Source organism: Streptomyces sp. NPDC008121 (assembly GCF_042957155.1).
Lineage (GTDB): Bacteria > Actinomycetota > Actinomycetes > Streptomycetales > Streptomycetaceae > Streptomyces.
Genome location: NZ_JBIBHT010000008.1, coordinates 32,672 through 46,983, shown reverse-complemented (window position 1 = coordinate 46,983; position 14,312 = coordinate 32,672). Strand labels below are relative to the sequence as shown.

At 72.3% G+C, this 14,312-nt stretch carries 18 protein-coding genes; 4 read left to right on the top strand and 14 right to left on the bottom strand.

The window, feature by feature from the left end; genetic code table 11:
* Positions 1-76 precede the first annotated feature (76 nt).
* The 6 genes from ACFZBD_RS25230 to ACFZBD_RS25205 all read right to left on the bottom strand — a co-directional run bounded on the left by ACFZBD_RS25230 (position 77) and on the right by ACFZBD_RS25205 (position 4,975).
* Positions 77-1,057, bottom strand: a complete 981-nt coding sequence (locus ACFZBD_RS25230; RefSeq protein ID WP_391143486.1) for a YgfZ/GcvT domain-containing protein — start codon at positions 1,055-1,057, stop codon at positions 77-79.
* A gap of 10 nt (positions 1,058-1,067) precedes the next feature.
* The gene (locus tag ACFZBD_RS25225) at positions 1,068-1,505 is read right to left on the bottom strand and encodes a transcriptional repressor (RefSeq protein WP_391143483.1); all 438 of its coding nucleotides are present in this window, start codon (positions 1,503-1,505) and stop codon (positions 1,068-1,070) included.
* Between the two features lie 48 nt (positions 1,506-1,553).
* Positions 1,554-2,126 (bottom strand): heme-binding beta-barrel domain-containing protein, encoded by a 573-nt coding sequence (locus tag ACFZBD_RS25220; protein ID WP_391143479.1) that lies wholly within the window; start codon positions 2,124-2,126, stop codon positions 1,554-1,556.
* Positions 2,127-2,364: 238 nt separating this feature from the next.
* Entirely contained in the window at positions 2,365-3,321 is a 957-nt protein-coding gene (locus ACFZBD_RS25215) for a hypothetical protein (protein WP_391143476.1), read from the bottom strand.
* Positions 3,318-4,166, bottom strand: a complete 849-nt coding sequence (locus ACFZBD_RS25210; RefSeq protein ID WP_391143473.1) for a hypothetical protein — start codon at positions 4,164-4,166, stop codon at positions 3,318-3,320. Before ACFZBD_RS25210 ends, ACFZBD_RS25215 begins: the two co-directional genes overlap by 4 nt.
* The gene (locus tag ACFZBD_RS25205; RefSeq protein WP_391143472.1) at positions 4,163-4,975 is read right to left on the bottom strand and encodes a hypothetical protein; all 813 of its coding nucleotides are present in this window, start codon (positions 4,973-4,975) and stop codon (positions 4,163-4,165) included. The genes ACFZBD_RS25210 and ACFZBD_RS25205 overlap by 4 nt, the downstream gene beginning before the upstream one ends.
* Positions 4,976-5,079: 104 nt before the next feature.
* Here ACFZBD_RS25205 and ACFZBD_RS25200 point away from each other — a divergent pair, with 104 nt between their 5' ends.
* Positions 5,080-5,442, top strand: a complete 363-nt coding sequence (locus ACFZBD_RS25200) for a DsrE family protein (protein WP_391143469.1) — start codon at positions 5,080-5,082, stop codon at positions 5,440-5,442.
* 37 nt (positions 5,443-5,479) lie between these two features.
* Here the strand turns inward: ACFZBD_RS25200 and ACFZBD_RS25195 are convergent, their stop codons facing one another.
* From ACFZBD_RS25195 to ACFZBD_RS25160, 8 genes are all read right to left on the bottom strand, one after another.
* Positions 5,480-5,743, bottom strand: a complete 264-nt coding sequence (locus tag ACFZBD_RS25195) for a DUF3099 domain-containing protein (RefSeq protein ID WP_391143467.1) — start codon at positions 5,741-5,743, stop codon at positions 5,480-5,482.
* A 120-nt stretch (positions 5,744-5,863) separates the two neighbouring features.
* On the bottom strand, positions 5,864-6,151 hold the full coding sequence (locus ACFZBD_RS25190) for a DUF1416 domain-containing protein (protein ID WP_391143465.1): 288 nt from the start codon (positions 6,149-6,151) through the stop codon (positions 5,864-5,866).
* 53 nt (positions 6,152-6,204) lie between these two features.
* Positions 6,205-7,050, bottom strand: coding sequence for a rhodanese-like domain-containing protein (locus tag ACFZBD_RS25185; protein WP_391143463.1), 846 nt, complete (start codon positions 7,048-7,050; stop codon positions 6,205-6,207).
* A gap of 137 nt (positions 7,051-7,187) precedes the next feature.
* Positions 7,188-7,268, bottom strand: a complete 81-nt coding sequence (locus tag ACFZBD_RS25180) for an Ms5788A family Cys-rich leader peptide (RefSeq protein WP_351229977.1) — start codon at positions 7,266-7,268, stop codon at positions 7,188-7,190.
* Positions 7,269-7,533: 265 nt separating this feature from the next.
* Positions 7,534-8,223 (bottom strand): LmeA family phospholipid-binding protein, encoded by a 690-nt coding sequence (locus ACFZBD_RS25175; RefSeq protein ID WP_391143461.1) that lies wholly within the window; start codon positions 8,221-8,223, stop codon positions 7,534-7,536.
* Between the two features lie 92 nt (positions 8,224-8,315).
* Positions 8,316-9,635, bottom strand: coding sequence for a hypothetical protein (locus ACFZBD_RS25170; protein WP_391143457.1), 1,320 nt, complete (start codon positions 9,633-9,635; stop codon positions 8,316-8,318).
* Between the two features lie 10 nt (positions 9,636-9,645).
* On the bottom strand, positions 9,646-9,900 hold the full coding sequence (locus tag ACFZBD_RS25165) for a MoaD/ThiS family protein (RefSeq protein WP_391143455.1): 255 nt from the start codon (positions 9,898-9,900) through the stop codon (positions 9,646-9,648).
* Positions 9,901-9,945: 45 nt separating this feature from the next.
* Entirely contained in the window at positions 9,946-10,875 is a 930-nt protein-coding gene (locus tag ACFZBD_RS25160) for an alpha/beta fold hydrolase (protein ID WP_391143452.1), read from the bottom strand.
* A gap of 280 nt (positions 10,876-11,155) precedes the next feature.
* On the opposite strand from ACFZBD_RS25160, the gene ACFZBD_RS25155 reads away from it, so the two are divergent.
* The 3 genes from ACFZBD_RS25155 (at position 11,156) to ACFZBD_RS25145 (ending at position 14,301) form a co-directional block, all read left to right on the top strand.
* Positions 11,156-11,971, top strand: a complete 816-nt coding sequence (locus ACFZBD_RS25155; protein ID WP_391143449.1) for a winged helix-turn-helix domain-containing protein — start codon at positions 11,156-11,158, stop codon at positions 11,969-11,971.
* A gap of 24 nt (positions 11,972-11,995) precedes the next feature.
* Positions 11,996-13,018 (top strand): substrate-binding domain-containing protein, encoded by a 1,023-nt coding sequence (locus ACFZBD_RS25150; protein WP_391143447.1) that lies wholly within the window; start codon positions 11,996-11,998, stop codon positions 13,016-13,018.
* Between the two features lie 143 nt (positions 13,019-13,161).
* Entirely contained in the window at positions 13,162-14,301 is a 1,140-nt protein-coding gene (locus tag ACFZBD_RS25145; protein ID WP_391143444.1) for a trypsin-like peptidase domain-containing protein, read from the top strand.
* The last annotated feature ends 11 nt before the right edge of the window (positions 14,302-14,312 follow it).

Genomic DNA, 14,312 nt, shown 5'->3' with positions numbered 1-14,312 from the left:
CGCTCGGGGCCCCGCGGGCCGTTCGCGGCCCTTGCCGGCTCGACACGACGGCCCTTATGGCTCGACGCGACGGCCTTTACGGCTCGACGACCGTCTCCTGGGCGGCCGCCGTGTCGCCGGCGAGCAGCTCCGCGTCCACCGGCACGTTCCGCTTCAGCATCGCCAGGGCGATCGGCCCCAGCTCGTGGTGGCGCGCCGAGGTGGTGATGAAGCCGAGCTGGCGGCCCTCGGCGCCGTCCGCGGCGAGCCGGATCGGGGTGCCGTGACCGGGCAGGTGGACCTCGCTGCCGTCGAGGTGCAGGAAGACGAGCCGCCGCGGCGGCTTCCCCAGGTTGTGGACGCGCGCCACCGTCTCCTGGCCGCGGTAGCAGCCCTTCTGGAGGTGCACGGCGCTGCCGATCCAGCCCAGCTCGTGCGGGATGGTCCGGTGGTCGGTCTCGAAGCCGAGCCGGGGCCGGTGCGTCTCGACCCGCAGCGCCTCGTACGCGAAGATCCCGGCGGCGGGGCCGTGCGCGGCGCCGAAGGCCTCCAGCTCCGCGCGGGGCAGGAACAGGTCGCGGCCGTGCGGGGTCTCCCGTACGACCACGCCGTCGGGCACCTCGGCGATGGAGCCGGCGGGCAGGTGGACGAGGGCGACGTCCGCCGTGCGGTCGGCGACCTCGACCCGGTAGAAGAACTTCATCGACTCCAGATAGGCGATGAGGTCGTCCTGCGTGCCGGGCTCGACGTGCGCCCAGGTGGTCTCGCCGTCGTCGACGAGGTAGAGGGCGTGCTCGATGTGGCCGTTGGCGGAGAGGATCAGCGCCTCGGTGGCCTGGCCGACCGGCAGCTCGGAGACGTGCTGGGTGAGCAGCAGGTGCAGCCAGCTCAGCCGGTCGTCCCCGGTGACGGTGACGACACCGCGGTGCGAGAGATCGACGAAGCCGGTGCCGCCGGCGAGGGCGCGCTGCTCGCGGAACAGGTCGCCGTAGTGCGCGGCGACGCCTTCGTCACGGCCTTCGGCGGGGACGGCGCCGGGCAGGGAGAGCAGGGGGCTGTGCGTGGAATGACGCTGCATGGGGACCAGCCTACGACCGCGCGGCCTCGTCCTTGTTCGAACAGTCCGCACAGCGGCCGAAGATCGCGAAATGCTTGAGGTCCGTGTCGAAGCCGAACGTCTCGCGGAGCTTGCCGGTGAACTCGGCGGCGATGTCGACATCCGCCTCGATGACGTCCGTACAGTCACGGCACACCAGGTGGAGGTGGTGGTGCCGGTCGGCGAGGTGGTACGTCGGGGCGCCGTGGCCCAGATGGGCGTGGCTGACCAGGCCCAGCTCCTCCAGCAGCTCCAGCGTGCGGTAGACGGTGGAGATGTTGACGCCGGACGCGGTCTTGCGGACCTCGCCGAGGATGTCGTCGGGCGTCGCGTGTTCGAGCGTGTCGACGGCCTCCAGGACAAGCTGGCGCTGGGGCGTCAGCCGGTAGCCGCGCTGCCGCAGGTCGCTCTTCCAGTCGGTGCTCACCACGCCCCCAGTGTAGGAGGGCGTGGCGGCATCCCGAGGGGTTCGGCGGACCTACTTGAAAAAGGCGATGCCGTCGTCCGGCAGGTCGCCGAGGCCGCGGGCCATCTCCGCGACCTCTTCCGGGGACACGACCTTCTTCAGGTGCGCCGACATGTACGGCCGCAGCGGGACCTCGGGGGTGGCCTTCTCGCCCACCCACATCAGGTCGCCCTTGACGTAGCCGTAGAGCCGCTTGCCACCGCTGTACGCGCCGGCGGCGGCGGTACGGGCGACGGCGTCGGTCACGAGGTCGATCTGCGGCTTCTGGTCGGCGAGCTCGCCGTACCAGATCTCGACGATGCCCTGGTCACGGACCATGACGATCTCGACCTTGCGGTCCTTGTCGATCCGCCAGTAGCCGCTCTCGCTCTCCAGCGGGCGGACCTTGTTGCCTTCGTTGTCCAGGACCCAGGAGTGGGAGACGTACTCGAGGAAGTCCCGGCCGTCGTGGCTGAACGTCACGGACTGACCGAAGTTGCACTTCTCGGCGCCGGGGAAGTCGGAGACGCCCGCGCCTTCCCACGTCCCGAGGAGGAACGCGAGGGGGACGAGGTCCGGGTTGAGGTCGGACGGGATCTCGATCATGAGCAGCTCTGTCGATCTGTAGGGGGATTAACGCTGGCCCTGGTACAGCTTCTTCACGGCCAGGCCGGTGAAGGCGAGGACGCCGACGCAGACCAGGATCAGCAGGGCTTCGAAGAAGATGATCACAGGTGCTCCTCGAATGAGCGATGAAGGCGGAACGGGCCGGACCCCAGCTTAGTGGCCTGGCGCCCGGCCCTCTCTGTGAGGTGGCTCAAGCCCCCTCGATGTCCCCGGCCCGCTATCCCAGGAGCTGGTTCTGCAGGGCGACGGTCTGCTGGAACGGGACGGTGAGCGCCTCGCCCTTGCGGGTCTGGGTGATCAGGGCGACGGTGTCGCCGGCCTGGACGTAGGCCCAGCGGGTCTGCTCGGTGTCCGCGGGCTCCTCCACGAACGCGTAGCGAGCCGTGTACTGGACACTGATCACGCCCATGAGGGAGGTGTCCATCCGCACGTTGCCAACCCCTTCGAGGGCCGGCCCGTCGACCGAGCCGACGTCGTCCTTGAAAGCTTCGGCGTAGGCCACGGAGGCGAACCGCAGCAGGTGGACGCGGGTCGTCGTGCCGTCCGGGGTGGTCCAGGCGCGGGCCGCGACGTGGCGGAGGGCCGAGTCGGCGAGGGTCTGCCTCAGCTCGGTCCGGTAGTCCTTCTGGTACGTCGCCAGGTACTGGTCCACGCTGACCCATCCACCGTTCGACCGGGGATCGACGGTGGCACCGGCGGGTGCGGGCAGCAGGAGCGCGCGTGGGTCCGCGTGGTGGACCTCGCCCTCGTTGCCCTCGCTGAAGGGGCGCGGGGAGCCCTGCGGCAGAGCCGGGAGGCTCAGCTTCGGGTACTCCCACCGGCCGTCGTGCTCGGTCTCCAGACCGGGGACGTCGGTGCGCTCCATCGATGTGATGCCGATCGCGGTCCCGGCGCCGAGGCCGCCGCACACGACCACGGCCGCGGTCCAGCGGGCGACGGCCCACAGCACCCGGCGGGCGGAGCCGCGCGTCGCGGCGGGGGCGACTGGAGGCACGGCTTCGGCCTGCGGCGCGGCGGCCTCGCCCGCCGGCACCGCGGTGACCGGCCCCGGCTCGGCGACGGCCGCCTCCGGGACGGCGGTGACCGCCTCGGGAACGGCGGTGACAGCGGCCTCCGTCCCGGCGGGCGCCGCCGTGTCCGACCGCTCCGGAACGGTGTCGGTCCGCTCGCTCATACGTACTCCCCCGGGGACTTGATGTGGTCGAGCTGCTTCTTCACCAGCGCGGCGACCGCCGCCTTGTCGAACGGCTTCGACCCCGACGACGTGACCGTCACCAGCAGCTCGGAGTCGTACGCGGAGCAGCTCATGCCGTCGAGCTCCGCCGTCTTGTCGTCGTCCTTCACGCCCCAGTCCGGCATCGAGTGGCAGAAGGAGTTCCGGTGACCCTGGATCTTCGGGCCCTTCGGGAACTCCAACAGCTCGGCGAGCTCCTGCTTGATCTCGTACATGTCGTGGATCCGCTTCTTGTTCTTCATGCGGATGACCTGGACCTCCACGAGGAGCTCGTCGTCCTCGGAGGCGAAGGAGCGGACGGCGATGCCCTGCACGCCCAGCTTGTCGACGCGCTTCTCGTAGTCGCGGCGCTTCTTGCCCGCGAGGCCGCGGCCCTCGCTCTTCAACAGCGCCACGGCCTCCTGATCGCCGAGTTCGCCGTCGTTCCCGTACGACTCGACGTCCGGGCCGAGGCGGTACCCCTCGGGCGCCGGCAACAGCAGCTTGCTGAGGGGCGTCGAGGCGTCGCCCCGCGCCGCGCCGAGGGCGGGGTCCTCGCCGCCGGTCGTGTCGGAGGCCTCCCACACGATCGTCGGGGCGGAACGGTCGGCCCCGTCCACGGTGACGGCGGTGTACGTGACACCGCCGCCGACGGCCCCGAGGACGAGCACCACGGGAAGCACCACGGGCAGCAGCGTGCGTGCCCGCCCCCTGCGGGGCGTACCCGCACGGCCCGCCGCCTGGCCGGCGGCCTCGGGGCCGTCCGCCTGCTCCGGAGCCTGCTCTGGAGTCCGGTCGTCGTTCACAGGCGCTCCAGCTGTCGCTCGGCCAGCGTGCGGATGTCCTTCTTGCTGATCTTCTCCGTGTCGAAGACGTGGATGTCGACCATCACGTCGCCGCGGTGGAGGATCGCCCGGGCCTCGTAGAAGTCCAGGTATCCGGCTTTCTTCTCCACCGGGTAGAGGTAGTAGCGGCCGTTGCCGCTGCCCTTGACCGGATCGCCCGCGTTCCCGGCGTGGTCGTCCTCGGGCATGTAGTCCATCTGGCCCTCGGCATGGTCGGCCGCGCCCAGGGTGTCGCTCGGGCTGAACTGCACGAGGTGGATGACGGTTTCGCGGTGCTCGCCCGTCTGCCAGCTCCGCTCGGCGACCCGCCGGACCCGGCTCTCGTTCAGGAACTCGAGCATGTAGCCCTCGTCCTTGAATCCGCCGGCGTACGAGGCCACCCGCATCCAGCCGTCCGCCGCCCGGAACTCCGCGGCCCGCGCGCCCGCGGGCTTGGGCAGCAGCAGCTTGCGCAGATCGCCGTCCATCCTGACCCCGCGGTCCTCGGCCGCGGACAGCGGCTTCGGCTCCTGGCCCTTCGGCAGCGGCTTCGCCGGGTAGGCGAGGTCGAGCTGGTTCAGCGCCGGCAGCGGTGTCGGCTCGCGCTCGGCCTGGATGCCGTATCCGACCGCGGTACCGCCCACGAGACCGAGGACGGCCGCGACGGCGATCAGCCCGATGGTCCGGGCGCCCCGCCGCCGCGGTGCCGGCGCCGGCTCCGGGGCGGTTTCCGGCGCTTCCTCCGGCGGAGGAGGCGACAGCGGATCCGGGGTGTTTCCTTCGACGTTCAAAAAGTCCCCCCACGAGACCTGAAGCGCGGATTCCGTAACCCGCGCACCCAACTGACACGTGAGTCATGCATGGGGTTGCAGCGGTTCGCATTACAGTTCGGTATATGGCGAAGAAGCTCGTGATCAAGGTGACCGCAGGGGCCGACGCCCCCGAACGCTGCTCGCAGGCCTTCACCGTGGCGGCCGTCGCCGTGGCCAGCGGGGTCGAGGTGTCGCTCTGGCTGACGGGCGAGTCGTCGTGGTTCGCGCTCCCGGGGCGCGCGGCCGAGTTCGAGCTGCCGCACGCGGCTCCGCTGCCCGATCTGATCGACTCGATCCTGGCGGCCGGCCGCATCACGCTGTGCACGCAGTGCGCGGCACGTCGCGAGATCACGGAGAAGGACGTCCTGGAGGGCGTACGGATCGCCGGCGCGCAGGTCTTCGTCCAGGAGGCCATGACCGACGGCGCCCAGGCGCTCGTCTACTGATCTCCGGCCGCCGGCCGGCCGTCCGGCCGGCTCCCTCTCACCGCCCCCGGCGCTTCTTGCCGTCGAGTTCGTCCCACCACTCGTCCGACTTCGGGTCGCCCGAGGGATCGTCCCACCACCGGTCCTCGGGTCCCCGCCGGTTCGCGACCACCGCGGCGACCGGCGGGAGGACCATGGCGACCACGCACATGCCGACGGCGACGGGCATCGAGAACAGCCGCACCACGGCCCAGGCGCCCACGAAGAGCGCCAGGCAGATGCCCATCATCCAGAAGTAGACATGCCGCCGGCGTGCGTACATGCCTCCAGCGTACGACCGGGATCCGCCGCCGGGCAGACCGAAGGGCCGTGCCTCAAGTCCCGGGAATGGCGTCCAACCCCCCAGGAGGCACGGCCCTTCGGCCGGTTCGCGTCGCGTCGGTCAGACCGCGATGGCAACCTCGGCGAGGCCGCCGTGCTGCGCCACGACCTGACGGTCGGCGGTGCCGCCGGGGATCAGGGCGCGGACGGTCCAGGTGCCCTCGGCCGCGTAGAAACGGAACTGGCCGGTGGCGGAGGTCGGGACCTCGGCCGTGAACTCGCCGGTCGAGTCCAGGAGGCGGACGTAACCGGTGACGGGCTGGCCGTCCTTGGTCACGAAGCCCTGGATGGTGGTCTCACCGGGCTTGATCGTCGAGGCGTCGGGGCCGCCGGGCTGCGCTCCACACATGTCTGTTCTGTCCTTACGGTCGAGGGGTCCGGAGAGGGAGGAGGTCCGGGGTCCTACTTGTTGGCGCCGAGCTCGATCGGCACGCCGACGAGGGAGCCGTACTCGGTCCACGAGCCGTCGTAGTTCTTGACGTTCTCGACGCCGAGCAGCTCGTGCAGCACGAACCAGGTGAGCGCGGAGCGCTCACCGATGCGGCAGTACGCGATGGTGTCCTTCGCCAGGTCGACCTGCTCGGCCTCGTAGAGGGCCTTGAGCTCGTCGTCCGACTTGAAGGTGCCGTCGTCGTTGGCGTTCTTCGACCACGGGATGTTGCGGGCGCTCGGCACGTGGCCGGGGCGCTGCGACTGCTCCTGCGGGAGGTGCGCCGGGGCGAGCAGCTTGCCGGAGAACTCGTCGGGCGAGCGGACGTCGACGAGGTTCTGGGCGCCGATCGCGGACACGACGTCGTCGCGGAAGGCGCGGATCGAGGCGTCCTGGGCCTTGGCCTTGTACGTGGTGGCCGGGCGGGCGGGCACGTCGGAGCCGTCGACGAGGTCGCGGGAGTCGAGCTCCCACTTCTTGCGGCCGCCGTCGAGGAGCTTCACGTCCTGGTGGCCGTACAGCTTGAAGTACCAGTAGGCGTAGGAGGCGAACCAGTTGTTGTTGCCGCCGTAGAGGACGACCGTGGTGTCGTTCGCGATGCCCTTGGCCGAGAGGAGCTTCTCGAAGCCCTCCTGGTCGATGAAGTCGCGGCGGACCGGGTCCTGCAGGTCCTGGGTCCAGTCGATCCGGACCGCGTTGCGGATGTGGTTCTTCTCGTAGGCCGAGGTGTCCTCGTCGACCTCGACGATCGCGACCTGGGGGTTGTCGAGGTTCGCCTCGACCCAGTCGGCGTCTACCAGGACGTCGCTGCGGCTCATGCTGTTCTCCTCCGGGGCAGTGTTCGGCGGTGTGGCGCAGGTGGTGCGGGTACGCGGCATCGCGTGCGTACGGCTACACAGGGGCCCCGACCGTGCGGGGCGCGGGGCCTGGGGAATGCGGGGCGCGGAGGCTCCGCTCAGACGGGGCGACAGAGCATGGCGGCGACGCGGCACAGGTCTACTGCCCGCCGCTTCGTGAGATCCGCCTGTCGCTTCATGCCCACGATCGTAGGGACGGACGGGCGGCCGTGTCACCGGTGTGTCGTATTTTGAGACGCGATCGTCCGAGATACGAGACGGGCTGCGGGCGCGCCGGGGCTCGGGACGTCTCCGCGCGGGGGCGTCGGGGCGCTGTATCTACGGTTCGGACGGCGCCGTCTCACCATGTGGCCGAGAGGGCGCGGGGGCGGTCCGGGGGCGGGCTTCGGTGGCCGGAAACGTCCGCCCGGGCCTCCGCGTCGCCCGGGCCGTCGCGAGGGGGCGTCAGCCCGAGAGGGCCACGTCCTTGCCGTTCACGGCGATCGCGACGCCGTCCTCGCGCGCCTCGACCTTCTCCAGCTTCATGCCCTGCGGCAGACCGCCGATCGTGCGGTCGAAATCGGTGCGCTTCCGGATCAGGCCCTCGATGCCGGGGATGCCCTCGCCGGGCACCTCGTCCGCGCGGACCCGGATCGTGTCGCCGCCGGTCACCGTCACCGTGGAGAGCACGCTGCGGGTGACCTTCCGGCCGAGGATCTCGATGCCGCCGGTGACCTTCACCTTGCCGTCGCCGCCGTAGGCGACGGTCACGTCGCTGTCGGAGGCGGCGGTCAGGTCGGCGTAGGAGATCAGCGCGGTGCCGGTGGCGCTGCCCGCGCGGGCGCTCGCGTAGTCCTCGGTCACCGTCACGTCGTGGAGGGCGGCGGACAGCTCGCTGATCCGTATCCGGCGTTCGCCGGCCGTCGCCTGGACGCCGGTCAGCTTCACGTCGACGTCGTCGAGGCGCTTGTCCATGAGCTGCGTCAGGAACGGGAAGCCCTTGATGTCGACCTCGGTCGAGCCGGCCCTGGCCGGTCCGAGCCGCACCCGGTCGGCGGCCTCCGACTCGGCGTAGGAGACGGCGAGCCGGTCCACACCGACGAAGAGGCCGCCCAGTACGACGGCCGTGATCAGCAGTACGCGCAGTGCTCGCATGGCCCGTACATCCCCCCAAAGTCTCCGGCCCCCCGACACGTTGATCGACGTGTCGGGGGGCCGGTTGGTTCCCGGAGGCGCTGCGACGGGCGTCACGCCAGGGCGCGGCCCAGCAGGTAGACGGCGGGGGCGGCGGCGGCCAGCGGCAGCGCGACACCGGCCGTCATGTGGACGAAGCGGGAGGGATAGTCGTAGGCCGCGGCCCGCAGGCCGACCAGCGCGCAGACCCCGGCGCCCAGGCCGAGGAGCGCCCCGGAGGAGCCCAGGTCGGTGACCCCGCCGGCCGCGATCCCGGCGCCCACCGCGGCGAGCAGGGCCACGACGACCGAGACGGGCCCGGGGAGCGACAGGGCGCGGGTGAGGGTGGCGATGGCGACCGCGATCCCGCCGACGACGACGGCGTCGGGGTCGGCGCCGAGATGCCCGGCGGCCACGATCGTCAGGGCGGCGGAGGCGACGGTCGCCATCAGGCCGTACATCCGCTCGTCCGCGTCGGCGCGGCTGCGCAGCTGCAGGACGAGGGTCAGCAGCACCCAGACGCCGAGCGTGCCGAGGATCGCGGCGGGGGCGTGCTCCCGGCCGGCGGCGAGCAGCGCGATGTCGGCGGTGACGCCGCCGAGGAAGGCGAGGGCGATGCCCTGGCGGGCCGGCCACATGCCGTTGAGCCGGAACCAGCCGGCGGCGGTGACGGCCTGCAGCAGGACGAGCGGTACGAGCAGGGCGTACGGGCCGACGGCCGCTCCGGCGGCGAGCAGGCCGCCGAGGACGGCGGTGAGCGCGGCGGGCCGCATCCCGGGATCGATGATCGGCGACCGGCCCTCGGCGCGGGCGCGCTGCGCGTCGGTGATCCGGGTGTCGCCGCCGGTGGTCGGCGTGGAGTACCCCGGCTCGGCCACGGACGCGGACGCGGACACAGCTGCGGACGGGTCGGGTGCCTGAGGCTCGTGGTGCTGCGGGGGCGTCGGGGGCTGCGGTTCGTAGCCGGACGGGCCCTGCGGAGGCGGGTACGCGGTGTCGTGAGCGGCCGGCTGCGGCGCGGCGGGCTGCGGCCGGACGGTCGGCTGGTACTGCGTGTCCCAGGTCTGGCCCTCCCACGTCTGGGTGACGCCGGGGTCCTGCGGACCGTGCGCCTGGGGGGCGTAGGGGTCCTGGGCGTGCCGCGGCTGCACGTACGGCTGCTGCTCGCCGCCCGCCGGGGGGTACCCCTGCTGTGCGTGGGCCTGCTGCCCGTATCCGGGCTGCTGCCCGTACGCCTGCTGCTGGCCGTACTGCTCTCCGTACGCCCGCTGGTCGTACCCGGGCTGCTGCCCGGGCGCCTGGGGCGCCGCCGGGCGCGCGGCGTACGGGTCGGCGTACGGGTCGTACGGCGGCTGGTACGACGGGTCGTACGGATGCTGCTGATCGCTGCTCATGCTGTGGGGTTCACCCTCCTGCGAACGGCGGGAGCACCTCGACCGTGCCGCCCTCGGCCAGCCGTACGGTCTCATGCGCGCGGGTCCCGACGGGGTCGCCGTCGATGAGGAACGAACACCGCTGGAGGACGCGGACGAGCTCGCCCGGGTGCCTCTCGCGGGCCGCGTCGAGGGCCTCCGCCAGGTTCTCGGCGGTGTACGGCTCCTCGGCGGTACCGGCGGCGGCCTTGGCCGCGGCCCAGTAGCGGATGGTTCCCGCTGCCATAGCGGCGCTCCCTTCGTTCGTGTGCGCGCCGCTCCCCATGATGGGCTATGCGCGCGTGAGCCAGTCCCCCAGACGGCGCAGCAGCTCGTCACCGGCCGCGTTCTCGGCGTGGCCCATGCCCCGCTCAAGCCACAGCTCGGCCGGCCCGGCGGCCGCCAGCATCCGCGGATGGTCGAGGGGGAAGTACGGGTCGCGGTCGCCGTGCACGATCAGCAGCGGCGTCGGCGCGATCAGCGGGACGGCCTCCACCGGGGAGAGCGGCACCGGGTCCCAGTCCCGGTGGTGGATCCGGGTGCGGAGGCCGAGGCGGCCGACCAGACGGCCCGCCCGCCGGGTGATCACCCAGTGGACCCGGCGCATCGACGGCGTCCCCCGGTAGTACCAACGGGCCGGAGCGCTCACGGCGGCGACCGCGTCCGCGTACGCCCCGGGGCGCTGCCGCGCGCCCCCGGCGTACCCCCTGCCGTCCCGCGCGCGCTCCCCGCCCTTCTCCGGGCTCCCGCCCTCCTCCGGCTCCCCGTCGCCCGGCGCGCGGTCCCCGGTCGGCCGCTCGAGGGCGGCATGGCGCAGGACCACCGACCCGCCCATGGAGAAGCCGACGGTCACCACGCGCGCGTGGCCCAGCTCCCGCGCCCAGCGGACCGCCGCCGAAAGGTCCAGGACCTCCCGGTCCCCGACGGTGGAGCGGCCCCCGGACCTGCCGTGACCGCGGAAGGAGAAGGTGACCACCGCCGCCCGCTCGGCGAGGACCCGGGACGCCCGCCGTACCGCCGGCCGGTCCACCGAACCGGTGAAACCGTGCGCCACGACGACAGCCGTTGCGGCACCGCCCGTTTCGGTGACACTTGCCGTACACGGTTCGTAAACCGCCTCGATACGGACACCGTCGTCCGTGAGGAGAGTGGCGCGCCGAGGGCCGTACGTGATCGAGGAAACATCCACCATGTGAAATCGGCCCTCTGCCTCGGAACTCATGTGGGCTATTGTGCTCGGCAGAGGATCCGGGCGACGCAGCCCCCGGGTCCTTTTGTCTTTTCCGCCCGGTGTTACGACCGGGTGAACAAAAGCTCTCAGGGCGCGAGAGAGCCGCGTGACCGCAGTGGTGTGACCAGCAGTGCGTAAGTGCCGCAGAACGTCCTCGCAGGGACCGAGGAGGAACCGACGTTATGGGCGAGCGAACGAAGCACGACCGACCGACGACCGAGTGGGGGCACCCCCTGCCCGAGCGCAGCGAAGAGCTGGAGGGCGGGAGGCGATGAGCTCACTGCTGCTCCTGACCAACGCCCTCCAGCCGTCGACCGAGGTGCTCCCCGCACTCGGCCTGCTGCTGCACAACGTGCGGGTGGCCCCGGCGGAGGGCCCCGCGCTCGTCGACACCCCCGGTGCCGACGTCATCCTCGTCGACGGCCGGCGCGACCTCCCGCAGGTCCGCAGCCTGTGCCAGCTCCTCCGTTCCACCGGCCCCGGCTGTCCGCTGATCCTCGTCGTCACGGAGGGCGGCCTCGCGGCCGTCACCGCCGACTGGGGCATCGACGACGTGCTCCTCGACACCGCGGGCCCGGCCGAGGTCGAGGCCCGGCTGCGCCTCGCCATGGGCCGCCAGCAGATCGTCGCCGACGACTCCCCGATGGAGATCCGCAACGGCGACCTCTCCGTGGACGAGGCGACCTACAGCGCCAAGCTCAAGGGCCGCGTCCTCGACCTCACCTTCAAGGAGTTCGAGCTCCTGAAGTACCTCGCCCAGCACCCGGGCCGGGTCTTCACCCGCGCCCAGCTCCTCCAGGAGGTGTGGGGGTACGACTACTTCGGCGGCACCCGGACGGTCGACGTCCACGTCCGGCGGCTGCGGGCGAAGCTCGGCCCCGAGCACGAGTCGCTGATCGGCACCGTCCGGAATGTGGGATACCGCTTCGTCACGCCGGAGAAGGTGGAGCGCGCGGCCGAGGAGGCACGGGCGAAGGAGGAGGCGCGGGCGAAGGACGACCGCGCCAAGGGCACGGCCCGCTCCGTCACCCCGACGGCGGAACCGGCCGACGTGGCGCACGCCACAGTCCGCCCTGCCAATGGCTAGGTCCCCCCGCGTAGACTGCCGCGCGTGGCCAAGGTGACGCGGGATGACGTAGCGCGACTGGCGGGTACTTCGACCGCGGTCGTGAGTTACGTCATCAACAACGGACCCCGGCCGGTCGCCCCGGCCACGCGCGAGCGTGTCCTCGCCGCCATCAAGGAGCTGGGCTACCGCCCCGACCGGGTGGCCCAGGCGATGGCCTCCCGCCGCACCGACCTCATAGGCATGATCGTCCCCGACGCGCGGCAGCCGTTCTTCGCGGAGATGGCGCACGCGGTCGAACAGGCCGCGGCCGAGCGCGGGAAGATGGTCCTCGTCGGCAACTCGGACTACCGCGACGAGCGCGAGGTCCACTACCTCCGGGCCTTCCTCGGCATGCGGGTCTCCGGTCTGATCCTGGTCAGCCAGGGCATGAGCGAGCGGGCCGCCAGCGAGATCGAGGCGTGGGACGCGCGCGTGGTGCTGCTGCACGAGCGGCCCGAGGCGCTCGACGACGTCGCCGTCGTCACGGACGACATCGGCGGCGCCCAGCTCGCCACCCGGCATCTCCTGGAGCACGGGCACCCGTACGTCGCCTGCCTCGGCGGCGTCCCCAACACCCCGGCCGTCGGCGACCCGGTCGCGGACCACGAGGAGGGCTGGCGGCGCGCGATGCTGGAAGCCGGCCGCTCGATCGAGGGCCGGCTCTTCCAGGCCCCGTACAACCGCTACGACGCCTACCGGATCGCGCTCGAGATCCTCTCAGGACCCGAGCGGCCGCCGGCCATCTTCTGCTCCACCGACGACCAGGCCTTCGGCGTGCTGCGGGCCGCCCGCGAGCTGCGGATCGACGTGCCCGGCGAGCTGGCCGTGGCGGGCTTCGACGACGTGAAGGAAGCGGCGCTCACCGATCCGCCGCTGACGACCATCTCCTCCGACCGCCCGGCGATGGCCCGGGCGGCGGTCGACCTGGTCCTCGACGACTCGCTGCGGGTGGCGGGGTCGAAGCGCGAGCGGGTGAAGCAGTTCCCCTCCGCGCTGATCGTCCGCCGCTCCTGCGGCTGCGGATAACCGCCCGCCGCGCTTGCGGATAACCGCCCGCCGTCCCTTCGCACCGCGGGCCGGGCCGCCTTTATATCGGGCATACGCACTTCTGCCGGGCTTCTCAGGCGTTCCTCAGGGGCCTCTCATCTGTCGATCCGAGAGTCGTCCCCATGACGGACTCTTCCCAGCAGCAGCCGCAGCAGCCGTACTTCCCGCCGCAGCCCCCGCACCCGCCGTACGACCCGGCGTACGACCGTACGTACGGCACGGCGTACGAGGCGGCGGCGCCGGGTCACGGCGGGCCGGTCGTCACCGAGCCGGGCACGACGGTCTGGCCGGGCGGTGGCCACGGCGGTCAGGTGCCCCCGCCGGCCGGCCCTCCCGTCGCCCTGGCCGCGCCCGCGCCCGTCCCGGCCGCCCGGCCGCACCGCCGCGCCAGGCGCGGCGTGGGCCTGATGGCCGCCGTGGCGATCGCCGCGGCCGCGATCGGCGGCGGCGCGGCGACCCTGGTCCAGCAGCTCACCGCGGACGGCGCCCCGACGGCCGGCTCCGGCGTCAGCGGCACCAACGTGTCCGCGAGCGACAAGGGCACGGTCGCCGGCGTCGCCAAGGCCGTCTCCCCGTCCATCGTGGAGATCTCCGCGACCTCCGCCGCCGGCAAGTCCACCGGCTCCGGCGTGATCATCACCGGCGACGGCGAGATCGTCACCAACAACCACGTCATCTCCGGCGCCACCCAGCTGTCCGTGCGCCTCTCCGACGGCAGGACCTACGCCGCCGAGGTCGTCGGCACGGCCCCCGACAAGGACCTGGCGCTGATCAAGCTGAAGGGCGCCTCCGGCCTGAAGGCGGCCACCCTGGGCGACTCCGACGACGTCAAGGTCGGCGACGAGGTCGTCGCGATCGGCTCGCCCGAGGGCCTGACCGGCACGGTCACCAGCGGCATCGTCTCGGCCCTCGACCGCGACGTGACCGTCGCCAAGGACGAAGGCGGCCAGGGGCAGGGGCAGCAGCAGTACGACCCCCGGCAGGGCTGGCCCTTCGAGTTCGGCGGCCGGGAGTTCAACGGCGACACCGGCTCGTCCAAGACGACCTACAAGGCGATCCAGACCGACGCCTCGCTCAACCCCGGGAACTCCGGCGGCGCGCTGATCGACATGAACGGCCGGATCATCGGCATCAACTCGGCCATGTACTCCCCCAGCGCCGCCACCGGCTCCGCGGCCGGCAGCGTCGGCCTCGGATTCGCCATCCCGGTCGACACCCTGAAGGCCGACCTGGACGGCCTGCGCTCCGGCGGCGGCAACTGAACGGGGGCCCG